This window comes from Streptomyces sp. NPDC002588 (assembly GCF_040295925.1).
GTDB lineage: Bacteria > Actinomycetota > Actinomycetes > Streptomycetales > Streptomycetaceae > Streptomyces.
In genome coordinates, this window is sequence record NZ_JBEOWF010000054.1 from 19,967 (window position 1) to 43,069 (window position 23,103).

Genomic DNA, 23,103 nt, shown 5'->3' on the forward strand with positions numbered 1-23,103 from the left:
CTCCCGGTCGTGTTGGCTCCGTGAGGTCCGGCGGGGCCGGCAGCGCGGGGAGGCGAGCGGATCACCGGGATTGCCGAGCCCGCGGGAAGCCTCGCGCCCGCCGGCCGGCCCCCCGCTGCTCTCCCCGCCGCTCGCTGCCCCGATCACGGGATCACGGGATCACCGAGGCCTTCGGCCGCCACCCCGCACCCCCTCGCCCCTTCCCTTCGACCGCGCTGGAGCCGTACAGCTGCGGGAGGCCGACTCCGCGATGGGCCGGGCGATGTGATGCGTCGCCCGGATGCCGTCAGCCCTCGTCCGTAGGTCCGGTCCGTCGCGCAGCCGCGTCGGCCGAACGCGCGACACCGCGTGGAGCAGCGGCCGCCATGGACGCTCCGTTCCTCTCCGGGACGTCCAGGGTCAGCGGCGGCCCCATGCGGATGAGCAGTTCACGCGTTTCCTCGGTCAGTCCGCCCCAGATGCCGTGCCGTTCACGGCTGCCCAGCGCGTACCGCCGGCAGGGGATCCGCACCGGGCAGGACTCGCAGATCGCCAGTGCCCGTTGGACGGTGGCCTGGTCGCCCGGAAGCGGGAAGAAGGTCTCGGTGTCGGCGCCCCGGCAACACGCGGCCTGCCACCAGCCCGCCGTCGAGCAGACGGCCCGGTCGTCGTCGGCCGCCGTCGGCCGCACGGCGTGTTCGTCCGGCCGGGGAGTGCACGGCGCTGTCATTGCATCTCCTCCAGCTTCTTGCCGTTGGTCTCGCGCACCCGGACGGCGACGAAGACGAAGGAGAGCACTGCGAAGCCCGCGTAGATCGCGTAGGTGGCCGACAGGCCCCAGTCCGACATGCGGGGGAAGCTCTCGGTGACGGCCCAGTTGGCGATCCAGTTGGCCGCGGTCGCCACCGACATCGCGGCGGCGCGGATCCGCAGCGGGAACATCTCGCCGACCATCACCCAGAGCACCACGCCCCAGGAGACCGCGAAGAAGAACACGAAGGCGTGGGCCGCGATCAGCGCCACGGCGCCCTGGGTGTCCGGGATGGACAGACTGCCGCCGCTTCCCGTCCGGTACGAGAACGCCCAGGCGGCGAGGGCCAGCGAGGCGGCCATGCCGGCCGATCCGGTCAGTGCGAGCGGTTTGCGGCCCACCCGGTCGATCAGGAGCATCGCCACGACGGTCCCGACGATGTTGATGATCGACGTGGAGAGGCTGATCAGCAGGGAGTCGGACTGGTCGATGCCCACCGACTGCCACAGGAGCGACGAGTAGTAGAAGATGACGTTGATGCCGACGAGTTGCTGGAAGACGGCCAGCCCGATTCCGGCCCACACGATCGGCAGCAGCCCGAACCGGCCGCCGAGCAGATCACGTACCCGTGGCTTGTGGTCGGTCCTGAGCGCGTGCTGGATCTCGGCGATCCGGACCTCGACACCGGTATACGTGCCCTGCAGGTCGCGCACTGCCTCGCGGGCCTGGACCAGGCGGCCGGCGCCGACGAGGAAGTGCGGCGACTCCGGGATGCGAAGGGTGAGGAGCAGGTAGGCGAGCGCCGGGACGACGGCGGCCATGAGCATCCACTGCCAGGCGTGCAGAGGCCCCAGCATGTTCTCGCTTCTGCCGTCTGCCCCTTGGGCGATACCCCAGTTGACGAGCTGGGAGGCCGTGATCCCCAGCACGATGGCCGCCTGCTGGAACGACGCCAGCCGGCCGCGATGGTCGGGCGGGGCGACCTCGGCGATGTAGGTGGGCCCGATCAGCGAGGCGAGGCCGATCGCCATGCCGCCGACGACCCGCCAGGCTCCCAGGTCCCAGGCGGAGAAGGGCACGGACGAGCCGAGTGCGCTGATCGCGAAGAGGGTGGCCGCGAGATGCATGACCCGCAGCCGGCCGATGCGGTCGGCGAGCCGCCCGGCGACGGCGGCGCCGACGGCGGAACCGAGCAGGGCGGAGGCGACGATGGTGCCCGTCTCGCTGGAGGAGACGTGGAACCGGTGCTGGATTCCGGTGACGGCGCCGTTGATGACCGCGCTGTCGTAGCCGAACAGGAAGCCGCCGATCGACGCGGCGGCGGAGATGTAGGTGATACGCCGGAGGTTGGTGGTGCGGGGCGCGGCCAGCGGTCGGGCCGGCCCCGCGGGAGTGGCGTTGGCGGTCATGGTCGAGGACTCCTTCACAGCACCCGGTTCGCGGGCGGGGCTCGCGGCCCGGGTGGGTACGCCGGTCGTAAGGGGAGGGCGCGGACGGGAGGTCGGGGCTGCGTTGCGGGCACGGTCGGCAACCAGGGCCGTCGGTGCGTGATGTCGCCGGCGCGCTGTCAGAGGACGGCCGCCGGGGACCAGAGCAGTTCGTGCAGACGGGCCAGGTTCGCCGCGCCGACGAGACCGGCGTCCTGCCCGACGGTCGCGGTGCGGACCTGTGCGTAGATCCGGTGTTCGCCGCCGCCGAGGGCCCTCCGGTAGGCGACCTCGGCCGGACGCCGGATCAGTTCGCCGGTGTCGCCGAGTCCGCCGCCGATGACGAGGACGGCCGGGTCGAGGACGGAGGCGAGGTCGGCGAGGGCCTGGCCCAGCCAGCGGCCGGATCGGGCGAACACGTCGAGGGCGAAGGGGTCGCCGCCCACGGCGGCCTCGGTCACATGCCGCCCCTGCAGGCCGGCCGGGGTGCCGTCGCCCAGCGCGAGCACCGCGGCGGCCCGCCCCGGATCGGCGATCGCCATCTCGCGGGCGCGGCGCGTGTGGGCCGCTCCGCTCGCGTACTGCTCCATGCAGCCGCGCTGACCACAGGGGCACGGGAGCCCGTCGGGGACCGCCCGGTAGTGGCCGATCTCGCCCGCCATGCCGAAGCGGCCGCGGAAGAGCCGGCCCCTGCTGATGATGCCCCCGCCGAGGCCGGTGCCCGCGGTGACCATCACCATGTCCTCGTGTCCCGCACCGGCGCCGTGGACGAACTCGCCCCATGCGGCGGCGTTCGCGTCGTTCTCGACGACGACCGGAAGCCCGGTGGCCTTCTGGACGATGTCCCGGATCGCCTTGTCGTGCCAGCCCAGGTTGGGCGCGAAACGCACCGTGGAGCGGTCCGCGTCCACGTATCCGGCGGCTCCGACGCCGACCGCCCGGACATCGTCCCAGCCGTCGCGGACCCGCTGGACCGCTTCGGCGATCGTCTCCGCGATCCGGTCCGGGTCGTGCGGGGTGGGGACTCGTACGCGGGAGACGATCTCACCGGCGGGGTCGACCGTTCCGGCGGCGATCTTCGTGCCGCCGAGATCGACGCCGACGGTCAGACCGCCGGTCTCCTCGCTCATCGGGCATCGCTCGTGCCGTGACCTGTGCTTTCGTGCATCATGTCGTGATTCCTTCGCGTTGTGCGCTGGTGTGGGGTGTGGCCGGGAGCCACGGGCGTGGCGGACGGGAACAGGCCGCTGGGGCGGTGATCGTCACGGCGTCGCCTCTTGGTGCCGGCGCGCCTCCGAGGGCCGTGGTCCGCGACCGGTCCAGGGCTTCAGCTTCCGTATCCGGGCGGTGAGTTGCTTCAGTCATTTGACTGCGTTCCGCGGTGGCGCCGGCCGTCGGCTCCCGGCCCACCTGTCACAGATGCACGCCTTGTCCTGTCATCACTGCCAAGCAGGTTCTGTACGTCCGGACACGGTCGTGTGTCCGGGCCCGCTTACGGAGGTGGCACAGTGCTGGAGAAGGATTCGATCGGCGGAACCGACACGCACGAGCACGGACACGGGCATGGGCCCGCCGGCCCGGACGGGACCGGGCCCAGGATGCTGGCGGACATCAAGCCGCCCTTCATTCCCGAGGGCGCTTCGGGAATGACCATCTTCGTCGAGTGGCCGCCCGGGCACCCCGGGACTCCTCCGCACCGGCACTCGGGGCCGTGTTTCGGCTACGTCACCGAGGGCGCGGTCCGGTGGGAGCTGGAGGGCGAGCCGGAGCACGTGATCAAGGCCGGTGAGACGTTCTGGGAGCCGGGCGGTGATCTGATCCATTACCAGAACGGCAACGCCTCGTCGGACGCGCCGGCCAAGTACGTCGTGTTCATGCTGTGCGCGCCGGGCCGGCCGATGCTGACGCTGGTCGAGGAGGAGGAGCTGGAGAAGCGGGCGCATCTGCGTGCCCCGCGGCCTTCCGCCGGCTGAGTCGCCGAGGGGAGGGTGGCCTGCTGTGTGGCCGGTTGCCTCGCGCGGGACCGCGGCCCGTAGGCCTCCTCCGTTCCCCGGCCCCTCCGGGTCCGTCACGTCAGTTCTCGAAGGAGGCCACTTGTGGCCACTGAAGGCTCGTTGTCGCGGAACATGTCCGAGCAACTGGTAGGACGCGACCAGGAGTTGGAACTGCTTCGGTCGTTCGTCGACGAGACGGTCGGCGGGGTCGGCGGGGTTCTGCTGTTGTCGGGCGACCCCGGTATCGGCAAGTCCGTTCTCCTGGACACCGCGGCGCGGACCGCGGCGTCGGCCGGTGTGCTGGTGCTGCGTCTGGACGGGGTCGAGTTCCTGGCGGACCTGAGCTTCGCCGGCCTCCACCACGTGCTCGAACCGGTGCTGCACGAACGCGACGGACTCGACCCGGTCCACCGTGACGCCCTGATGGTGGCGTTGGGCACGGACGAGGGCGCCGCGGCGGACCGCCTGGTCGTCTACGGGGCGGTGCTGGCGCTGCTGGGCCGGGCCGCGCGTATCCGTCCGGTTCTGCTGGTCGTCGACGACCTTCAGTGGGTCGACCGTGCCAGCGCGGCGGCGCTCGCCTTCGTCGCCCGGCGGCTCACCGGAAGCCGAGTGGGCCTTATCGCCGCGTCACGGCCGGGGTTCGAGAGCTTCTTCGAACGAGCGGGGCTTCCTGAGCTCACCCTCTCGCCTCTGGACGACGGCGCCGCGGCCGGCCTGGTCGGCACCCGGTTCCCGCTGCTCGGTGCGCGGGACTTGCAGCGTGTCCTCGCGCAGGCCGGCGGCAATCCCCTGGCTCTGCTGGAACTGCCCGCGATGCTCGGCGACTCGCGCGGCGGCGCGGGAGTCGCGCTGTCCGAGGTGCTCCCGCTCAGCCGTCGTCTGCAGGAGCTGTACGCGTCCCGGGTCGCGGAGCTGCCCGAGCCGACCCGCCGACTGCTGCTCGTCGCGGCGCTGGAGGGCAGCGGCGACCTGCCCGTTCTGCGAGCCGTCGCGTCCGGCGAGGATGTGCTCTCGCTGCTGGCCCAGGCGGAGCGGGCCCAGTTGGTGCGGCTCGAGGACCGGGGCCTCGGGCGGCTGTCCTTCCGTCATCCTCTGATCCGCGCGACGATCGTGTCGGGTTCGACCGGCCGTCAGCGTCTGGACGCTCATAGGGCTCTGGCCGACGCGCTGTCCGACCGGCCCGACCGCCGGGCCTGGCACCTCGCCGAGGCCACGCCCGATCCGGACGAGCGGGTCGCGGCGCTCCTGGAGCGCACCGCCCACCGGGTCCGCCGGCGGGGCGACGCGGTCGGTGCCTTCAACGCGCTGGTACGGTCCGCCGACCTCACTCCCGACCCCACGGACCGCGGCCGGCGCCTGGCCGAAGCCTCCTACGTGGGCTCCGACGTCGCCGGGGAACTGCGTACGGCGGCGCAACTGCTCGTGGAAGCCCGGCGCGCCGACCCCGGACTCAGGGGATCGCTGCAGGCGGCGGCCGCGGCCTCCAACGTGCTGCTCAACCGCGACGGCGACGTCACCACCGCGCACCGGCTGCTGGTCGGCGCGATCATGACCCGTGAGGGCCGGTACGACGGCGGTGACGACGAGGCGGTCTTCGAGGCGTTGTGCACCCTGCGCAGAGTGTGCCTGTGCGCGGGCAGCGCCGAGCTCTGGAGCGGGTATCGCGACGCCATGTCGCAGCTGACGGTGGAGCTGCCACCCCTTCAGGGGCTGCTCGGCGACGTCTATGCCGACCCGGCGCGTTCCAGCGCTCAAGCCCTCGCGCTGCTCGACGCGGTGATCCACGACCTGCACGGGGAGACCGACCCGAGCCGGATCGAGCGGGTCGCGATGGCAGCGCTCTTCGTGGACCGGGCGACGGGGTGCCGTGCGGCTCTGTGGCGCGTCGTGGACGACGGACGCGAAGGGGGCGCGGTGGCCTCGGCGCTGATCGCGATGGTGGTGCTGTGCCTGGACGATTTCATGACGGGCCGGTGGGACGAGTGCGCTCGTCTCGCCGCGGAGGGTCTCGCGTTGTGCGAGGAGCACGGCTATCAGCTGCTGGCCCGGCAGTTCCACCGGGCCGAGGGCCTGCTCGCCGCGGCGCGGGGAGACGACGGCACGGTGCGGAGACTGGCGGGGCGGATCACGAGGTGGGCAGTCCCCCGCGGCGCCCGCACCGTCGAGCACTTCGCCCGGCACATGACGGCTCTCGCCGCCCTGGGACGCGCCGACTACGAGGAGGGCTACCTCAACGCGTCGGCGATCAGTCCGCCGGGAGTGCTGGCCCCGCATACCCCACTGGCGCTGTGGGTTCCCATGGACCTCGTGGAAGCCGCGGTACGCAGCGGACGCCGAGCCGACGCACTCGCTCATGTCGCCGTGCTGCGGCAGACGGGTCTGCCCGGCATCTCCGGCCGCCTGGCGCTGGTCACCGCCGGTTCGGCCGCCATTGCCGCCCCTGAGGACCGGGCCGCCGGCCTCTTCGAGGAGGCCCTCGCCGTGCCCGATGCCGAGCGCTGGCCCTTCGACCTCGCCCGCGTCCGTCTCGCCTACGGCGAGCACCTGCGACGCGGCCGGGCCGCCAAGGACTCCCGCGCGCATCTCGCCGCCGCCCTCCACACGTTCCGCCGTCTCGGAGCCGCCCCCTGGGCCGCTCGGGCGGCAGAGGAACTACGGGCCACCGGCCGTACCACCGGCCTGGTGCGTCAGGACCTGCGGGCGAATCCGCTCCGACCGCAGGAACACCAGATCGCCGTACTCGCCGCCTCGGGACTGACCAACCGCCAGATCGGCGAGAAGCTCTTCCTGTCCCACCGGACCGTGGCGGCCCACCTCCACCGGATCTACGCGAAGCTCGGCATCAACTCCCGGGTCACCCTCGGCGAGGTCCTCGCCGCGCTCCCGCCCCGGCAGGAGTCCCAGTGATCACGGGTGTTTGACATCGCCGCCGGACATCCATCATGCTTCCATTAATTCATTAGCACAAGCATGGTGGAACCGAGGAAGGCGACGTGATCGACTACCGGATCGACCGTGGCAGCGGCGTACCGGCGTATGTGCAGATCGTCGAGCAGACCGAACGGGCGCTCCGGATGGGCCTGTTGAGGGTCGGGGACAAACTGCCGACGGCCAAGGAGGTGGTGACGGCGACCGCCGTCAACCCCAACACCGTGCTCCGCGCCTACCGCGACATGGAGCAGGCCGGCCTGGTCGAACTGCGCCGTGGCCTCGGGACGTTCGTGACGCGGTCGCTCGCCAGGCCCGGCGCGGAGGACGACTCGCCGCTGCGCGGGGAGCTCGCCGACTGGATGGCCCGTGCGCGGGCCGCCGGCCTGGAGCGGGCCGATGTCCTCGCCCTCGTCACAACCGCCCTGGACACCTACGACAACGAGCACGACAGCCCACCCCGGGCGACCGGGAGCGGAAGAAGGAGGACGCATGACCGGGCCTGAAGGGCCGGCCGCACTGCGCGCCACGGGACTCGGATTCCGGTACCGGAAGCGGGGCGGCTGGGCCCTGCGGGACTGCGGGTTCACCGTGCCCGACGGCCGTGTCACCGCCCTCGTCGGCCGCAACGGGGCGGGCAAGAGCACCCTGCTGCACCTGGCCGGCGGCCTCCTGCGGGCCGGCTCCGGGGAGCTGTGCGTGCTGGGCGCGGTACCCGGCACGTCCGAGGCCCGCGCCCGGGTCGCCCTGCTCACCCAGGACAAGCCGCTCTACCCCCGTTTCACGGTGGCGGACACCCTGCTGATGGGCGAGAAGCTGAACTCCTCGTGGGACCCGACGGCTGCCGAGCGGATCGTCCGCGAGGGCGGCATCCCGCTCCACACCCGCGTGGGCGAACTCTCGCCCGGGCGGCGCACTCGCGTCGCGCTCGCCCTGGCCCTGGGCAAGCGGCCCGAACTCCTGCTGCTCGACGAGCCGTTGGCCGACCTCGACCCGGTGGCCCGAGGCGAGATCATGGCGGAGCTCATGGCCGAGGCCGCCGAGCGCGGCACGAGCATCGTGCTCTCCTCACACGTCCTGCCCGAGCTGGAGGAGACCTGCGACTGGGTGCTGTTGCTGCGCGACGGCCGCGTCGAGCTGAGCGAGGACGCCGAGACGCTGCGCGAGAGCCACGCCGTACTGACCGGACCCGCCGACCGGGCCGACGCCCTGACCGGACACCACACCGTCGTACACCGCCGTACCGCCGGCAGACAGCTCACCGCCCTGATACGGCGGCACGGACCGCTGCCCGGCGACTGGCACGTGGAGCGGCCCAGGCTGGAGGACATCCTGATCGGCCATCTCCAGCCCGGTGAGCCGGGGCACCCCGTCCCGGGCGAGTTGACGGAGGCTGCGGCGTGAAGGGCTCCCTCTGGCTCGCCTGGCGCCAGCAGCGCGTCCCGGCCGGCTTGGGCGCGGTCGCCCTGGTCGTCACCGCGGCGATCGCCGCGTACTTCCGCTCGGGCATGCTGGACGCCCTGCACACCGGGCTGTTCGACCACTGCGCCACCGGGCCGCTGTACTGCACCCGGTCCGACACCGGCCTGCCCCTGCTGCTGGACGTCGAGCCGCTGAAGTACCTCGGGGCGCTGAACATCGCCCTGCCCGTCGTCGTCGGCGTCTTCTGGGGAGCCCCGCTGCTGGGCCGCGACCGGGAGCTGGGCACGCACCGCGTGGTCCTCGCCCAGGGTGTGAGCCGCGGCCAGTGGTTCGCCTCCCGGTTCGCCCTGGCCGCGGCGACCACGACCGTCCTCTCCGGCCTGCTGGCGGGAGTGTTCGCATGGTGGTGGCGACCGGCCGCCGACCGTAGCTACGGCCTGTTCTGGTACGACGTCACGGCCCTCAGCGGCTCCGGCCCCCGCGTCGTCGCGGCCGCCCTGTTCGGCCTGACGGCCGGCACCCTGCTCGGCCTGCTGGCCCGCAGGGTCCTGGAGGCGATGGGTCTGGCCCTGCTGGTGACGGGGGTGACGACGCTCCTGCTGGAGTGGACGCACCGGACCCGGCTGCTGGTCCCGCCGCACACCTACGTCAGCGCGGGCAGCACCCCCAAACCGCCGATGGGCGAGAAGTGGTCGACCGGCAACTACGGCCTGGTCACCGCCTCCGGCCGCCATGACGACGTGCTGAACTGCCCCTTCCCGTCAGGCTCCCGGCTCAAGGAATGCATGACGGCGCACGGGTACGTCGCCCGCTTCTACGAGGCCAACCCGGCCGGTGACTACTGGACCTTCCAGTGGACCGAGACCGCGGTCCTCGGCGGCCTCGCCCTGCTGCTCACGGTCGTCACCGTGCTGCTCCTGCGCCGCCGCGTCTGACCGCGGCGACCGGATCGCGCCGCATCCGACTCACCACTTCCTCTCCTTCGCCTTCACCCCTCACCGGGTTTTCCCCTTTCTGCACGGAGGTCGCTTCGCCATGCCCGCCGACGCCAAGTCGCCGAAGAAGCCGCGCAACAACCGCGCCGCCCTCACCCACATGACCGGTCACACCCTGCGCCACCCCGACCACGTCGGCCTCGACACCGGCAACCGCATTCGTGCCGGCCGCCCACCCCTGCCCACCGCGTGAGACGGCCCCGCTTCCGACATGCCGTCCTCTGAACGTCACAGCGGGCAGAAGCGCCTGGCCGCGATCGACGGACTCCGCCTGCTGGCAGCGATGATGGTGGCCGCGTACCACTTCCTCGGGACACCCACCCCGCACTTCTGGGGAAAGACCGAGCTCCGGGATTTCGCCCCGGGACTGCACGAGATCAGCCGCTACGGCTGGCTCGGCGTCGAGTTCTTCTTCCTCATCAGCGGATTCGTCATCTGCATGAGCTGCTGGGGGCGGACTCCCGCACAGTTCACGGTCTCCCGGATCTCACGGCTCTTCCCGGCCTACTGGTGCGCGGTGCTCCTGGTCGTCCTGCTCGTCCTGGTCTCGCGACTGGGCCATCGGCCCGCCGCCACCCGCGTCGACCCCCGTACCGTCCTGGGGAACCTGACGATGGCTCCGGGGCCGCTGGGGCTCGATCCGGTCGACGGAGTCAGCTGGACCCTCTGGGTGGAGGCGCGCTTCTACCTGCTGATGGCCGCGCTGCTCGTCCTCGGACTGACCTACCGGCGCGTGGTCGCCTTCTGCGGAGCCTGGCTCCTCGCCTCCGTCATCGCCCTCGAACTCCACTCACCGCTCCTCGACGAATTCGTACTGACCCGGTACACCGGCCTCTTCGTCGCCGGTATCGTGCTCCACCTCATGCACAGGTTCGGACAGAACATCCTGCTCTGGCTGCTGCTCGGTTTCGCCTGGTGCTACCAACTCACCGTGCTCGAACTGCGGGTGGCCGACCACGCCGCCGTACCGCCCGGCGAGGGCCGGCCCTCCTGGGCCGTCTGCGCGGCCGTGCTCACCCTCTGCCTCGGGCTGCTGGCCCTCGCCGGGATCGGCCCGCTCGCCGGACTGCGACGGCATTGGCTGGTCACGGCCGGGGCACTCACCTACCCCTTCTACCTCGTCCACCAGAGCCTCGGAATTCCCCTGGCCAAGGGCCTGATCCGGGCATTCCCGGGGCTGGGGCCACTGCCCTCGACGGCGGTGTCCGTCATCTGCATGCTGGGGCTGTCCCTGCTTGTCCACACCCTGGTGGAGCGTCGGCTCGGACGCCTTCTGAGGCATCGGCTGACGCTGGACGTGCCCCTGCGGGACCTCGCCGCGAAACCCGCTCTCACCCGTGCTCGATAGCGCGGGGCCAACCCACTCGGAATCACCGACAACCCTGTCCAGGGATGGATCTCGCATGCCCTTCAACAGAAGAACCAACGCACGAACCACCACACGAATACGACGCTCTCGCATCCTCATCGGCGTCATCACGGCCGTGGCCGCCGTCGTGACCGTCGCACTGACGCTGGCCCTGACCGTCACGACCTACGATCACACCTCGCCGCGCGCCGCCCGCGCCCGGGCATCAGGATCGGTGGCCGGAAACGTCGACTGCCGCAAGGCGAAGTGCGTCGCCCTCACCTTCGACGGCGGCCCCAGCCCGACGACCCCCAGGCTGCTGGACATCCTGAAACAGCACGGTCTGCACGTCACGTTCTTCGTACAGGGCGAAGGGCATATCGCGAAGTACCCCGAGATCCTGCGCCGTATGTCGGACGAGGGGCACGAGATCGGCAATCACACCTGGACCCACGAGCGGTTGACGGATCTCGGCACCGAGGACGCCCGCGAGGAGCTGACCCGGACGCAGAACGCCGTCGAGCGGATCACCGGCACCAAGCCCTTACTGATGCGTCCGCCGGAGGGCCGCACCAACCGCAAAGTCGCCGGGATCTGCCGGGACTTGGGGCTGGCGCAGGTGCTGTGGAGCGTCACGGCCAAGGACTACGAGACGACCGACTCGGCCCTGATCACCAAGCGGGTGCTCGACCAGACCCACCGCGACGGCATCATCCTGCTGCACGACCTGCACAAGGGAACCGTGCCCGCCGTTCCGGGGATCCTCGAGGCACTCGAACAGCGCGGATACACCATCGTCACGGTGTCCCAGCTGCTCGCCCCCGCCAAGCCACAGCCGGGGATGGTCTACCGGCCCTGAGGAAGCGCCGCGAGCGCGTCCCTGAGTGCCGCGCGTGAGGCGACCCCGAGTTTCGGGAACAGCTGATAGAGGTGCGACCCCACGGTACGCGGGGACAGGTGGAGGCGTTCCCCGATCTGCTTGTTGGTCAGCCCGGACGCGGCCAGGTGAGCGATCCCCAGTTCCTGCGCGGTGAGCGTCACCGAGTCGCGCGTCGCCCTGGTCCGGGACCGGCCGGTGGCGCGGAGTTCGCCCGCGGCCCGGTCGGCCCACGGCCGGGCGCCCAGGCGTTCGAACGCCTGGGCCGCCGCGTCCAGTTGCGTCCGGGCTTCCGTGATCGAGCGCATGCGCCGGAGATGCTCACCGTAGGCCAGTCGTATCCGCGCCAGATCGAACGGCCAGTCCTCCGCCCCCGGGACGGCCAGGGCCTGCTCGAATCGTTCGGGCGCGCCGCCGTCGGGCGGGAGGAGCGCGGCCGAACCCTCCACGAGCAGGGCCAGCCGGGGAGAGAAGGACGCGAGCCCCGACTCCCGTATCGCGCGGACGTGCAGCTCCGCCTCGGCGGTGCGCCCGGTGTGGACGGCCGCCTCCACCAGATCCATGAAGGCCCACATGACATGGGGAACATGGGACGCGAGACGGCCTGCGGGACTGATCGCCACAGCGTGGTACCAGGCGGACTCGTAGTCTCCCTCGCCGAGTGAGGCGAGGACTCTGGCATGGCGGGCGCAGGCCACCGCTCCCAGAACGCCGCGGGGCACGGCCCACTGCTCGATGCGGTCGGCCAGCGCGCGGCTCTCCTCGAAGCGCCCGTGGACGGCGGCGAGCAGCGCCTGGATGTAGTGGAAGTACCAGGACAGGAACCGGTACCGGTGTTCCGCGCAGATCTTCAGACCTTCGCCGGCCAGTCTTCCGGCCTCCTCCCACCGGCCGGTCAGGAAGTCGTCCAGGCACAGGTCCATGAGTGCGCGGAGATACTGGCGGACGGAGCCGCCCCGGCGTCCGTGGCGGACCACGCGCCAGGAGATGTGGCGCACTTGGGCGAGCCGGTCCGGGGTGACCGCGGCCATGGTGGCATGGACGATGCGCCCGGGGTCCTCCCCGTCGGGGAGTCCGGCGAGGAGCGAATCGAGCTCCCTCAGTCCGGCCGCTCCGGTGCGTGCCGGATCGGCGAGCGTCTCGCTGCACGCGGTGAGCGACCGGGGAAGAACCGGCCTGAGGCGCCGCAGCACCGCCCCGAAGCGATCCCACAGGTCGGCGCGGCCTCCGCACCAGCACACCAGGAACAGGGTGTACATCGCCTCGATGAGGGTGTCGTCCCCGGCGGCATGGCCATGGGTGCCGGTCTCGACGGCGTCCACGAGGAGGCGGTGCGCCGTCTCGACGTCGCCGTTGCCGCTGTTGAGCAGGACGAGCGCTGCCGTGATGGCGGTGAGCAGAGAGCCGGTGAGGTCCGGGGCGGCGTTCCGGGCGCCGCCCAGAAGTTCGGCGGCCGCGCGCAGCTCACCGGTCACGTCGGCCTCGAGGTAGGCGGCCTCCGTCAGCCGGCGTCCCCGGTCCGCGGGACGGGGGCTCAGTTCGGCGGCTCTGGTCAGGGCGGCGACCGCTCCCGGGGCGTCGCCTCGCCGGGCGAGGCCGTGCCCGGCCGCCGCCAGCAGGGCCGCGACCTGCTCGTCGGGAACGAGGGTCGCCTCTCCGAGATGCCAGGCCCGTCGCTCGGGTTCCTCCGCGCGGATCTCGGCGAGTGAGAGATGTGCCCGGCAGCGCTCGGTCAGCGTACTGGTCTCGATGACCGCGGCCCTGATCAGCGGATGCCGGAAGGCGACACGGCGGTTCGTGTCGTCAACGGTGATCAGGCGGTCCGATTCCGCCGCCGCCAGGGCCTTCGGCGTCCCCGAGTCCGCCGATCCCGTCCCCAGCACGCCCAGATCTCCGGTGCCGTCGAGCGCGAGGAGCAGCAGGAGCCGTCGTGCTGCGGCCGGAAGGCTGGACACCTGCGGCGTGTAGAGGGTCCGCAGGCGCGGGGAGAGGGGCAGTACGGCGGGCAGACGGGCCGGCGCGCCGCGTTGCGGGCCGCTCAGCGCGGTGGGGAGTTCCAGCAGCGCCAGGGGATTGCCCTGCGCCTGAGCCAGGACACGGTCCCGTACCCGCACGGAGAGTTCCGGGAAGTGCGCTCCGACCAGTTCCGTGGCGGCGCCGCCGTCGAGTGGTGGCAGCTCGTACTCGGGAAGTCCGGCCCGCTCGAAGAAGGTCCCGGCTCCGGTCCTGGAGGCGGCGAGGAAGCCGATACGGTCGTCCGCCTGCCGTCGGGCGACGAAGTCCAGGACCGTCGAACTGGCCCGGTCGAGCCAGGCGAGATCGTCCACGACGATGAGCACGGGGCGTTCGGCGGCCACTCGGCGCAGCAGGAAGAGCACCGAGTCCGCGACGAGAGTCCTGTCGGGCACCGGATCGCCGCCGAAACCCAGGGCACCGCGCAGAGCCTCCCGATACGCGTCCGGCAGGTGCTGGAACCGGTCGTTCAGCGGAAAGAGGAGCTGGTGGAGGCCGGCGTACGGGAGCTCCGCCTCGGACCGGACACCGGCGGCCGACAGCACCCTGGCCCCTGCCGCGGACATGACCTCGGCTACCTCGCCGAGCATTGCGCTCTTGCCCACGCCCGGTTCCCCGGACAGCAGCACAGCACGGCCGGCGACCGTTCCCGGCCCGAGGTGAGCCGTGATCAGCCGGAGCTGCTGTGTACGTCCCACCAGCCCGGACAGCGCACCACTGTTCGCGTCCGCCGGTCGTTCGGCGCGAGAGCGGAGTGACATGGATACTCCGTACGTCGTGGGGGCCGCCAACCCAGTCCGGTCGGCACGCCGGCAACGGCCGCCACCGTCCACACCTGCGGACCGCGGTTCGCCTCCGCGGCTCCGCGCACAGCCCGTGGCCGCGGACGGCAAGTCCGGGCAGGGCTTCCCGCCTGACCGGAGAGCCCCGTCTCCTGTGCGGGTCACCCGTGCCATCCGTACCACTCGCGTGCCTGTGCGACCGTCTCCGCGTGGACCGCGCCGACACCCGCCAGCCGGTCCAGCGCGGCGACGACGATGGACTCGGTGTCCACCCGGAAGTACCGGCGTACGGCGTCACGTGTGTCGGACAGGCCGAAGCCGTCCGTGCCCAGCGACGAGTAGTCGTGCCCGACCCACTGGCTGATCTGGTCGGGCACCTGGCGCATCCAGTCGCTGACCGCGAGCACGGGGCCCGGGGCACCCGCCAGTGCCTCCGTCACGTACGGCACGCGCTCCTCGCCCCGCAGCCGCGCCCGGTCGGCGTCCAGGGCGTCGCGGCGCAGCTCTGTCCAGGACGTCACCGACCAGACGTCGGCGTGCACTCCCCAGTGGGACAGCAGGAGTTCCTGGGCCGCCAGGGCCCAGTGGACGGCCGTGCCGGACGCCAGCAGCTGGATCCACGGTCGTGTGTCGTCCGACTCCGCCCGCCGGAAACGGTAGATGCCCCGCAGGATTCCTTCCTCGACCGAGGGCCCGGCGGGCATCGGCGGCTGCGGTTTGGGTTCGTTGTAGACCGTCAGGTAGTAGAAGACGTCCTCGGGCCGGTCGCCGTACATGCGGCGCAACCCGTCCCTGACGATCACCGCGATCTCGTACGCGAAGGCCGGATCGTAGCACACGGCGGCCGGATTCGTGGACGCCAGCAGGTGGGAGTGCCCGTCGGCGTGCTGCAACCCCTCCCCCGTCATCGTCGTACGGCCCGCCGTCGCCCCGATGACGAACCCGCGCCCCATCTGGTCGGCCAGGGCCCAGAACTGGTCACCGGTGCGCTGAAAACCGAACATGGCGTAGAAGATGTAGAAGGGGATCATGGGTTCGCCGTGCGTGGCGTACGACGTCCCCGCGGCCGTGAACTCGGCCAGGGAACCGGCCTCGGTGATGCCCTCGTCGATGAGCTGGCCGTTCCTGGCCTCCCGGTAGTACAGCAGCTGGTCGGCGTCGACCGGCTCGTAGGTCTGGCCGTCCGGTGAGTAGATTCCCGCCGTCGGGAACAGGGACTCCATGCCGAACGTGCGGGCCTCGTCGGGGATGATCGGCACCCAGCGCGGTCCCGTGTCCTGGTCCCGCATCAAGTCCTTGACGAGGCGGACCAGGGCCATGGTGGTGGCCACCTCCTGGTTGCCGAAGCCCTTCTCCAGGGTCTCGAAGGGGCCGGCCGGCGGCTGCTTCAGCGGCTTGGCCACCACCCTGCGCACCGGGGCGGGGCCGCCCAGCGCGGCACGCCGCTCGCGCAGGTACCGCACCTCCTCCGAGTTCTCGCCAGGGTGCCAGTACGGCACCAGGTCCCCGCTCAACGCGCTGTCCGGGATGGGGAGTTCGAGCCGGTCCCGCATCTCGCGGAACTGCGCCATCGTCAGCTTCTTCATCTGGTGGTTGGCGTTGCGCGACTCGAAGGCCCGGCCCAGCGTGTGGCCCTTCACCGTCTGGGCGAGGACGACGGTCGGCGCGCCCCGGTGGTCGACGGCGGCCCGGTAGGCGGCATGGACCTTGAGCGGCTCGTGCCCGCCCCGCGAGTTCTCGAACAGATCGTTCAGCCGGCCGTCGCTCAGCCCGGCGGCGATGCCGGAGAGCGCGTCGCCGGTGAAGAAGTGCTTGCGGATGTAGGCGCCGTCCCGGGTGACGTACGTCTGCATCTGGGCGTCGGGCACCTCGCCGAGGCGGCGGACCAGGGCACCGGTGGTGTCCTGCCGCAGGACAGGGTCCCAGGCCTCGCCCCACAGGCACTTCACCACGTTCCAGCCCGCACCGCGGAACCTGGCTTCGAGCTCCTGCACGATCTTGGAGTTCGGCCGTACGGGACCGTCCAGGCGTTGGAGGTTGCAGTTGACGACGAAGGTGAGGTTGTCGAGCCGCTCGCGGGCGGCGAGCGCCAGCGCGGCCGTCGCCTCGGGCTCGTCCGTCTCCCCGTCCCCGAGGAAGGCCCAGATCCGGGACCCGGACGTGTCCTTGATGCCTCTGGCGTGCAGGTAGCGGTTGAACCGGGCCTGGTAGACGGCGGCGAGTGGGCCGAGCCCCATGGAGACGGTCGGGAACTCCCACAGCCACGGCAGCCGTCGGGGATGCGGGTACGACGGCAGCCCGTGGCCGCCCGCCTCCCGCCGGAAGCCGTCCAACTGCTGCTCGCTCAGGCGCCCTTCGAGAAACACACGCGCGTAGATGCCCGGCGAGGCATGCCCCTGGAAAAACAGCTGGTCGCCCGACCCTTCCCCACCGTCCTTGCCCCGGAAGAAGTGGTTGAACCCGATCTCGTAGAGCCAGGCCGCCGAGGCATACGTGGATATGTGGCCGCCGAGCCCGAAGCGGGCGCCGCGGGTCACCATCGCCGCCGCGTTCCACCGGTTCAGGGCGGTGATCCTGTCCTCCATGGCGATGTCACCGGGAAAGGCCGGCTGCGCCGACGCCGGGACGGTGTTGATGTAGTCGGTGGACAGCAGCCCGGGCAGGGCCATGCCCGACCTGGCCGCATGCTCGTACACCCGCCGCAACAGGTACACAGCCCGTTCCGGGCCCGCGCTGCGCACGACGGCGTCGAGCGACGCCTGCCATTCGGCCGTCTCCTCGGCGTCACGGTCGGGCAGTTGGTCCAGTTCGCTGGTGGCGGTGGCCTCGGCGGGCCCGGTCGGATCGATCATGGCAGCCTTCCTGCGGGTGGGGGTCGAGGAGAGGGCGCCGGCCGCGACCCGGATGCGACCGGTGCCGGCCGGTGGCACGAGGCCGGTCGCCCGCTACAGCTAGGACCGGGCTCGAGCCGATGTTGTGACGCCGGTTCCGCCCCGGTGTCACAGATCGACCGCGCACCCGGTCATTCCCGGCAACGAACCGGACCGGACGCATGGAGGTGCGACCCGATGTCGAACAAGGACTCAGTGCACGGGACCGTCGAGCAGCCACGGTCGGAGGGGTGGAGGACGGCGGCGACGATGCTGCAGGACGCCGCACCGTTCTCCGTCCCCGAAGGCGCCTCGGCGATGACCATCCAGGTGGAGTGGGAGCCCGGAGACCCGGGAACTCCGCCCCATCGCCACTCGGGGCCGGCGTTCGGGTACGTCCTCGAGGGCGCGGTCCGTTTCGAGCTGGAGGGAGAGCCCGAACGCGTGATCGGGGCCGGTGGGACGTTCTGGGAGCCGGGCGGCGACATGATCCATTACCAGGACGGCAACGCCCTCACCGATGCGCGGACCCGGTTCGTCGTGACCATGATGTGCGCGCCGGGTCAGCCGATGCTCACCCTGGTCGACCAGGAGGAACTGGAGAAGCGGGCCCACCTGCGTGCCCCGCGGCCCACCGGCTGAGCGACTCACCCGTCCGCTCCGTGGGAGAGGGCGACGAGGCATGAGCATCGTTGACGTCGTGCCCTGGATGCTGACCGCGCTCTGCGCGGCCGCGGCCGTCCACGCGGTGCGTCAGGGCGTCCTGACCCGGAGTTCCGGGTGGCGCGGCCGGGTCGACCGCTTCCTGCACACCGCCATGGCACTGGCCATGGCGACGATGCCGTGGGCCTGGGGACACCTGCTGCCGGCGGTGCCGCAGACGGCCTTCTTCGCAGCCGGCGCACTGTGGTTCCCGGCGAGCGCGTTCGGGCGCTCGCCGGCATCCCGACTGGCCGACCTCGCACGGAGGCTGCCCCATGCCGCCGACATGGCCGCGATGGCCTGGATGCACCTCGGTCACTCCATACAGACGAAGGGCGGCGCCCTGGTCACCGGAGTGCTGACGCTGTACCTCCTCGCGTGCGCTCTTCGCTCGCTCACCCGGGACATGCCCGCACTGCGCGGGGCTTCGGGCACCGTCGGCGTCTCCACGGGCACGCCCGCTCCCTATGAGCACTTCTGGCACGGATCCATGGCTCTGGGGGCGGGCATCATGCTGCTCATGCACTGCTGACCGTCTGACCGCCGGTCGCGGACCCCCGCCACATCACACCGCACTCGGTGCCACACCTTGTGGAGCTGCCCGGCCGACAGCACGCAACGGCGACCTGGGCCGGCCCCCAGGTGGGCCGCTTCGGCCGAGCCGGGGGCCCGGCCCGGTGGTCAACGGTTCTGGTTGCCGCCGGACGACCCGGCATTCCGTCAGCGCGAGCGTAGGTCGAGCAGCTCGGTGACCGAGCGCCGGGCGATCAGCCGACCGTCCGCTCCCGATGCGGAGGCGACGGTGCCGCCGGTGCCTCCAGGGCCGGCCTGATCCCGGTCACGCGGCACGTATCACCTCGGCGGATCAGAGGCCGATGTGGCCGACGCCTTCCCTGATGGCGATCTCCGTACCGAACGGCTTGGAGAGCCGTCGCAGCCGTCGCAGGATCCGCTCCGCGGTGCGCGCGTCGGCGAGCCGGGGGATGCCGCGGTCGGCGTCACGCGGGCCGTCCCAGTGCAGTTCGATCGGATGCAGTTCCACGGCCCGGAGGGTGCCGCGGCCGTCGAAGCAGCTGACCGCGACCACCGACTCGTACCAGATCTGCTCGCCGAAGACGCCCTGGACCCGTTTGCGTTCCAGGAACTCGGCCTCGGTCTCGTGCTCGCGGCCGCCGTCCTTGTCGTAGGCGCCCCGGGTGAGCGGCTGTTGGGTGTTCTCCATGAAGAAGAAGTTGCCGAGGGAGTAGAAGATCGGGCGGCCCCGGTACACCTCGATGCCGCGGAGCTGGTGGGGGCCGTGGCCGAGGAACGCGTCGGCGCCGTTGTCGATGGCCTCGCGGGCGATGAGCGGGAGGAAGTCGGGCGGCTCCTGGCTGTAGTTGCCCGGCTCGTGGGTGTGCATCGTGGCGATCGTGAAGTCGGAGGTCTGTTTGGCCTGGCGTACGGTGTGCAGCACCTCCCGGCGGTCCGATTCGTGCACGGAGAAGCGGAACTCGACGGCGTCGGTGTGGGGCTCAGGGCCGGGCTTCGCAGCGTAGCGGGTGCCGAAGAGGGTGACGGTGTCGTCCCTGCGGTCGGCCTCGAGGATGGAGGAGCGGACCGATCCGGCCGGCAACGCGTCGCGGATCAGAACGAGTTCACGAAGGCGTTGGGCCGGGACGAGCACATGCCGTGTGGTGCGCAGGGCGTTGACGCCTGGCCGGCCGGGGACGCGGCCGAGGGGGTCGGCGGCGCGGGACATGGGCTCGAAACGGGAGGCGACGGAGACCAGGGAGACCCGGCCGGCGGGGGTGGTGAGGAAGCGCGGGGAACGGGCGTCGGCGAGGGTGTCCCCGGTGCCGGCGTGGACGATGCCCGCCTCGGTGAGCAGTCGGTCGGTGGAGCGCATGCCGGCCACGCCCCAGTCGGTGGTGTGGTTGTTGGCCCTGGCCATCAGGTCGAACCCGATCCGGCGAAGGTCCTCCGCCACCCGTGGGGTGCTGATCAGCCACGATCCGCCGGACTCGGCTTCGGGCCAGCCGTCGAAGCCCGTCAGGTCGACGGCGGTGCTCTCGAAGTTGCCGAAGGTCACGTCGGCCGAGCGCAGCAGCTCCAGCAACCCTGGCGAGCGGGCTTCGAGGAGCGGGGCGAGCGCGTCGTCGATGACCAGGTCGCCGACCGAGGCGAGGGTGAAACCGTCGCGCACATTGGCGTGCCGCCAGGTGGGGGACAGCTCTCCGTCAGTCATTCTGGGTGCCCTCCGGTCGGAGCACGGACAGGGTCAGCCAGGAACGGCCGCCCGTGTGGACGCGGTTGGTGGCCACAACCTTGCGCCGGTCGCCGACCTGCGCCCCGCCGGTGTTGGAATTGACGTCGAAGCGGGGGAAATTGCTCGAGCTGACGTCGAGCCGCAGCCGGTGTCCGGCCAGGAACAGGTTCGCCGTGTCCGGCGCCTCCACCGTGATCTCGTACGTCTCCCCCGGCGTCATCAGCTCCGGGTCGCTGAAGGAGTCGCGGTAACGGCAGCGCAGGATGCCGTCGGTGAGGTTCATCGCGAAACCCTGCGGATAGTCCTCGCTCGGCGGGTGGACGTCGACGAGTTTGACGGTGAAGTCGGTGTCCAGGGCGGTGGACGACACGGTGAGGTGCACACGGACCGGCCCGGCGACCGCCAGGTCCTCGGTGAGCGGCGGTGTCCGGAACACCAGCACGTCGGGCCTGCTCTCCAGCGGCAGACAGGGCTCGACCGCGCCGAAGAACCTGTCGTCGGGGTGCTGGTGGAAGGCGCCACCGCTCATCACCGGTTCGCCGGAGGTGACCTGGCCGCCGAGGGTCGGCACGGGGTCGCGGGGGTCGAAGTCGTACTCCAGGAAGGATCCTTGGGCGTCGCACGTGTCGGAGGCCGTCGCGAGCGTCCCCGCGCTGCCGAGGACGAGGGTGAGGTTCGTGCTCTCCTCGGGTGGCCAGGAGGTCGCGGTGTACCAGCGGCCGCCGTGGTCGAGCCGTCCGTCGGCGGTGCGCCGGCCGGAACCGCCCCCCATGAGGAAGTACCGCACGGGAGGGGGCGGGTCCGCCATGCCCTCCGGGCCGAGATGCGCGTCGAACCAGCTCAGCCGCATCGCCGCGTAGTGCTCGGCGAGGCTGCCGTCCAGCCGGGCCTCCCGGCCGAAGTCGACGTCACCGGCGAAGGAGTCGCTGCGCCTGCCGTGCGTCCACGGGCCGAGCACGAGGTAGGAGGGGCTGTGCTTCTTCCGCCCGAGCTCGCGGAAATTCTCCGTGGCGGTACGGATGTAGGGGTCGTACCAGCTCGACATGTGCAGGCTCGGAACGTCCGGGAAGTCGTCGTAGAAGCCGCGGGCGTAGATGCCCGGCTGCTGCCAGTACGGGCCGAAGGCGCCGTTCTCCCACTGTTCGAGCAGGTAGTCCTCGTACTCCGGCACGAACCGCAGGGGGCTCGCCCCGCGCCGCCACGGCATGCGGGTGAACCAGGCGCTCAGGTCCTCCGACTCCAGCGAGGCGCGCAGGGTGGGATCGGTCCGCACGGTCTCGCTCACCTTGGCGCGGTGGAACGCCCAGGTGGCCTGCTTGAGTTCGAACGCCCCGCCCATCCGGGTGCCCGTCTCGTAGGCGCTGGCGAAGCCGCCGGAGTCGAGGAACATCGCGGCGAGGTGCGGTGCGCCGAGCGAGGCGAGGGCGGCCTGGGCGTGCGCGGAGTAGGAGACGCCCATCGTCGCGACCCGGCCGTCGCACCAGGGCTGTTCGGCGATCCACTCGACGGTGTCGTAGCCGTCGGTGGCCTCGTTCAGGTACTTGACGAAGGTGCCCTCGGAGTCCCCCCGGCCTCGGCAGTCCTGCCGGACGATGCGGTAGCCGCCCCGGGTGAACACCTCGGCCGCGGTCTCGGGCGCGGGCGGGTTCTCGCTCCCGAGGGCTCCGTCGGAGGTGCGCGCGTCCCGCCGGCCGTACGGTGTGCGCTCCAGGATGACCGGTCCGGGGCCCGGGTCGGGGCGGTCGGCGTAGACGTCCGAGACGAGCTGTACGCCGTCCCTTACCGTCGTGCGCAGCACCCGTCGCCAGCACGCCCGGCCGCCGGGCAGCGGGACCCGCTGCCACTCGTCCTCGGCCGCCGCCATCACTTGACTCCCGGGAACTGGGACTTCAACGCGGGCCAGGCGTCGATGAGTTCGGGCTCCGGCTGGGTGGTGAAGTACTTGCGGTACAGCTTGGCGTAGCTGCCGTCCGCGACCATGGCGGCGATCTGCTTGTTCAGGGCGTCGAGGAAGGCGGTGTGGTTCTTGGGCACCGCCATCGAGGTCGGGTGGTCGATCGGCGCGGACACCGCCTGCCGCAGACCCTTGTACTGCTTCAGGAACTCCTTCGCGTCCGGGCCGCCCACCAGGAAGGCGTCGATGCTGCCGTTGAGCAGCTGGCTCACCGCCGCGTTCTGGTTCTGGAAGCGGACCGGCTGCGCCTTCGGTATCCGCGTCGGCAGCTGGGCCTCCTGCGAGGATCCGGTCACGACTCCGACGCGCTTGCCGTTGAAGCCGTCGAAGGTGGAGATCTTGCTCTTCGAGGTGGTCAGGACGGCGACGGTGCTCCAGAAGAGCGGCTTGGTGAAGTCGACGCTCTTCTCCCGCTCCTCGGTGACCCCGAGCCCGGACGAGGCCAGGTCGTACTGGCCGGCGGTCAGTCCGGTCAAGGAGCCGGTGACCGACGTCGACTTGTAGTCGACCTTGAGCCCGAGGCGCTTCGCCGCCTCGTCGGTCACGTCGACGATGAATCCGGTCGGCTTGCCCGAGTCCTCGGCGTAGGCGAAGGGGGGCTGGCCCGTCTGGGTGGCGGATCTGATGGTTCCGGCCTCGATCAGGCCGTACGGGTTGGACTTCGCCGCGGTGGCGGTGTCAGCGCTGCCGCTGCCACCGCAGGCGGTGAGGGGGAGCACGAGGCCGGAGAGGGTGAGGAGCGTCAGCAGGGAGCGACGACCAGGGATGTTTCTGGATGTTACGGACATGACGGGTCCTCCTTGAGGGACA

General features: G+C 71.4%; 18 protein-coding genes. 10 read left to right on the plus strand and 8 right to left on the minus strand.

Annotation, left to right across the window (positions count from 1 at the left end; translation table 11 throughout):
- Positions 1 to 286 precede the first annotated feature (286 nt).
- The 3 genes from ABT057_RS41590 to ABT057_RS41600 form a co-directional block, all read right to left on the minus strand.
- Positions 287 to 709, minus strand: a complete 423-nt coding sequence (locus tag ABT057_RS41590; RefSeq protein ID WP_352349159.1) for a WhiB family transcriptional regulator — start codon at positions 707 to 709, stop codon at positions 287 to 289.
- Positions 706 to 2,139 carry a sugar porter family MFS transporter gene (locus ABT057_RS41595; protein ID WP_352349160.1) on the minus strand — a complete coding sequence of 478 codons (1,434 nt, stop codon included), beginning with the start codon at positions 2,137 to 2,139 and terminating at the stop codon, positions 706 to 708. Before ABT057_RS41595 ends, ABT057_RS41590 begins: the two co-directional genes overlap by 4 nt.
- 158 nt (positions 2,140 to 2,297) lie before the next feature.
- Entirely contained in the window at positions 2,298 to 3,287 is a 990-nt protein-coding gene (locus ABT057_RS41600) for an ROK family glucokinase (RefSeq protein ID WP_352349161.1), read from the minus strand.
- A 396-nt stretch (positions 3,288 to 3,683) separates the two neighbouring features.
- Here ABT057_RS41600 and ABT057_RS41605 point away from each other — a divergent pair, with 396 nt between their 5' ends.
- The 8 genes from ABT057_RS41605 to ABT057_RS41640 all read left to right on the plus strand — a co-directional run bounded on the left by ABT057_RS41605 (position 3,684) and on the right by ABT057_RS41640 (position 11,706).
- The gene (locus tag ABT057_RS41605) at positions 3,684 to 4,130 is read left to right on the plus strand and encodes a cupin domain-containing protein (RefSeq protein WP_502974051.1); all 447 of its coding nucleotides are present in this window, start codon (positions 3,684 to 3,686) and stop codon (positions 4,128 to 4,130) included.
- A 123-nt stretch (positions 4,131 to 4,253) separates the two neighbouring features.
- A complete protein-coding gene (locus tag ABT057_RS41610) occupies positions 4,254 to 7,061 on the plus strand; it encodes an ATP-binding protein (protein WP_352349162.1) in 2,808 nt (935 codons plus the stop codon).
- Between the two features lie 86 nt (positions 7,062 to 7,147).
- Entirely contained in the window at positions 7,148 to 7,588 is a 441-nt protein-coding gene (locus ABT057_RS41615; RefSeq protein ID WP_352349163.1) for a GntR family transcriptional regulator, read from the plus strand.
- Positions 7,575 to 8,486, plus strand: coding sequence for an ATP-binding cassette domain-containing protein (locus ABT057_RS41620; protein ID WP_352349164.1), 912 nt, complete (start codon positions 7,575 to 7,577; stop codon positions 8,484 to 8,486). Before ABT057_RS41615 ends, ABT057_RS41620 begins: the two co-directional genes overlap by 14 nt.
- A complete protein-coding gene (locus ABT057_RS41625) occupies positions 8,483 to 9,439 on the plus strand; it encodes an ABC-2 membrane transporter-related protein (RefSeq protein WP_352349168.1) in 957 nt (318 codons plus the stop codon). Before ABT057_RS41620 ends, ABT057_RS41625 begins: the two co-directional genes overlap by 4 nt.
- Before the next feature lie 100 nt (positions 9,440 to 9,539).
- Positions 9,540 to 9,692: a hypothetical protein gene (locus ABT057_RS41630; protein WP_352349170.1), complete on the plus strand. Its 153-nt coding sequence runs from the start codon at positions 9,540 to 9,542 to the stop codon at positions 9,690 to 9,692.
- 18 nt (positions 9,693 to 9,710) lie between these two features.
- Entirely contained in the window at positions 9,711 to 10,847 is a 1,137-nt protein-coding gene (locus ABT057_RS41635; RefSeq protein WP_352349172.1) for an acyltransferase family protein, read from the plus strand.
- Between the two features lie 55 nt (positions 10,848 to 10,902).
- Complete coding sequence (locus tag ABT057_RS41640; protein ID WP_352349174.1) at positions 10,903 to 11,706, plus strand: polysaccharide deacetylase family protein; 804 nt, start codon at positions 10,903 to 10,905, stop codon at positions 11,704 to 11,706.
- Here ABT057_RS41640 and ABT057_RS41645 read toward each other — a convergent pair.
- Both ABT057_RS41645 and aceE read right to left on the minus strand, forming a co-directional pair.
- Positions 11,694 to 14,498 carry a helix-turn-helix transcriptional regulator gene (locus ABT057_RS41645; RefSeq protein WP_352349176.1) on the minus strand — a complete coding sequence of 935 codons (2,805 nt, stop codon included), beginning with the start codon at positions 14,496 to 14,498 and terminating at the stop codon, positions 11,694 to 11,696. The genes ABT057_RS41640 and ABT057_RS41645 overlap by 13 nt on opposite strands.
- A gap of 182 nt (positions 14,499 to 14,680) precedes the next feature.
- Positions 14,681 to 17,371, minus strand: a complete 2,691-nt coding sequence (gene aceE, locus ABT057_RS41650; protein WP_352349178.1) for a pyruvate dehydrogenase (acetyl-transferring), homodimeric type — start codon at positions 17,369 to 17,371, stop codon at positions 14,681 to 14,683.
- Between the two features lie 216 nt (positions 17,372 to 17,587).
- On the opposite strand from aceE, the gene ABT057_RS41655 reads away from it, so the two are divergent.
- Together ABT057_RS41655 and ABT057_RS41660 are read left to right on the plus strand one after the other, a co-directional pair.
- Positions 17,588 to 18,031, plus strand: coding sequence for a cupin domain-containing protein (locus ABT057_RS41655; RefSeq protein ID WP_502974049.1), 444 nt, complete (start codon positions 17,588 to 17,590; stop codon positions 18,029 to 18,031).
- Positions 18,032 to 18,071: 40 nt separating this feature from the next.
- Positions 18,072 to 18,623: a DUF5134 domain-containing protein gene (locus tag ABT057_RS41660; RefSeq protein WP_352349180.1), complete on the plus strand. Its 552-nt coding sequence runs from the start codon at positions 18,072 to 18,074 to the stop codon at positions 18,621 to 18,623.
- Positions 18,624 to 18,956: 333 nt separating this feature from the next.
- Here the strand turns inward: ABT057_RS41660 and ABT057_RS41665 are convergent, their stop codons facing one another.
- From ABT057_RS41665 to ABT057_RS41675, 3 genes are read right to left on the minus strand one after another with little or no spacing between them, the layout of a single operon-like run.
- Complete coding sequence (locus ABT057_RS41665; protein WP_352349182.1) at positions 18,957 to 20,318, minus strand: CapA family protein; 1,362 nt, start codon at positions 20,316 to 20,318, stop codon at positions 18,957 to 18,959.
- Positions 20,311 to 22,203: a CocE/NonD family hydrolase gene (locus tag ABT057_RS41670; protein ID WP_352349184.1), complete on the minus strand. Its 1,893-nt coding sequence runs from the start codon at positions 22,201 to 22,203 to the stop codon at positions 20,311 to 20,313. Before ABT057_RS41670 ends, ABT057_RS41665 begins: the two co-directional genes overlap by 8 nt.
- Positions 22,203 to 23,081: a substrate-binding periplasmic protein gene (locus ABT057_RS41675; RefSeq protein ID WP_352349186.1), complete on the minus strand. Its 879-nt coding sequence runs from the start codon at positions 23,079 to 23,081 to the stop codon at positions 22,203 to 22,205. Before ABT057_RS41675 ends, ABT057_RS41670 begins: the two co-directional genes overlap by 1 nt.
- Between the last annotated feature and the right edge of the window lie 22 nt (positions 23,082 to 23,103).

Excerpts from the sequence above, each read along its gene's own strand:
- ABT057_RS41590 (WP_352349159.1), bottom strand. The coding sequence starts at position 709 with ATGACAGCGCCGTGCACTCCCCGGCCGGACGAACACGCCGTGCGGCCG.
- ABT057_RS41595 (WP_352349160.1), bottom strand. The coding sequence starts at position 2,139 with ATGACCGCCAACGCCACTCCCGCGGGGCCGGCCCGACCGCTGGCCGCG.
- ABT057_RS41600 (WP_352349161.1), bottom strand. The coding sequence starts at position 3,287 with ATGAGCGAGGAGACCGGCGGTCTGACCGTCGGCGTCGATCTCGGCGGC.
- ABT057_RS41620 (WP_352349164.1), top strand. The coding sequence starts at position 7,575 with ATGACCGGGCCTGAAGGGCCGGCCGCACTGCGCGCCACGGGACTCGGA.
- ABT057_RS41630 (WP_352349170.1), top strand. The coding sequence starts at position 9,540 with ATGCCCGCCGACGCCAAGTCGCCGAAGAAGCCGCGCAACAACCGCGCC.
- ABT057_RS41635 (WP_352349172.1), top strand. The coding sequence starts at position 9,711 with ATGCCGTCCTCTGAACGTCACAGCGGGCAGAAGCGCCTGGCCGCGATC.
- ABT057_RS41640 (WP_352349174.1), top strand. The coding sequence starts at position 10,903 with ATGCCCTTCAACAGAAGAACCAACGCACGAACCACCACACGAATACGA.
- ABT057_RS41645 (WP_352349176.1), bottom strand. The coding sequence starts at position 14,498 with ATGTCACTCCGCTCTCGCGCCGAACGACCGGCGGACGCGAACAGTGGT.
- aceE (WP_352349178.1), bottom strand. The coding sequence starts at position 17,371 with ATGATCGATCCGACCGGGCCCGCCGAGGCCACCGCCACCAGCGAACTG.
- ABT057_RS41655 (WP_502974049.1), top strand. The coding sequence starts at position 17,588 with ATGTCGAACAAGGACTCAGTGCACGGGACCGTCGAGCAGCCACGGTCG.
- ABT057_RS41660 (WP_352349180.1), top strand. The coding sequence starts at position 18,072 with ATGAGCATCGTTGACGTCGTGCCCTGGATGCTGACCGCGCTCTGCGCG.
- ABT057_RS41665 (WP_352349182.1), bottom strand. The coding sequence starts at position 20,318 with ATGACTGACGGAGAGCTGTCCCCCACCTGGCGGCACGCCAATGTGCGC.
- ABT057_RS41670 (WP_352349184.1), bottom strand. The coding sequence starts at position 22,203 with ATGGCGGCGGCCGAGGACGAGTGGCAGCGGGTCCCGCTGCCCGGCGGC.
- ABT057_RS41675 (WP_352349186.1), bottom strand. The coding sequence starts at position 23,081 with ATGTCCGTAACATCCAGAAACATCCCTGGTCGTCGCTCCCTGCTGACG.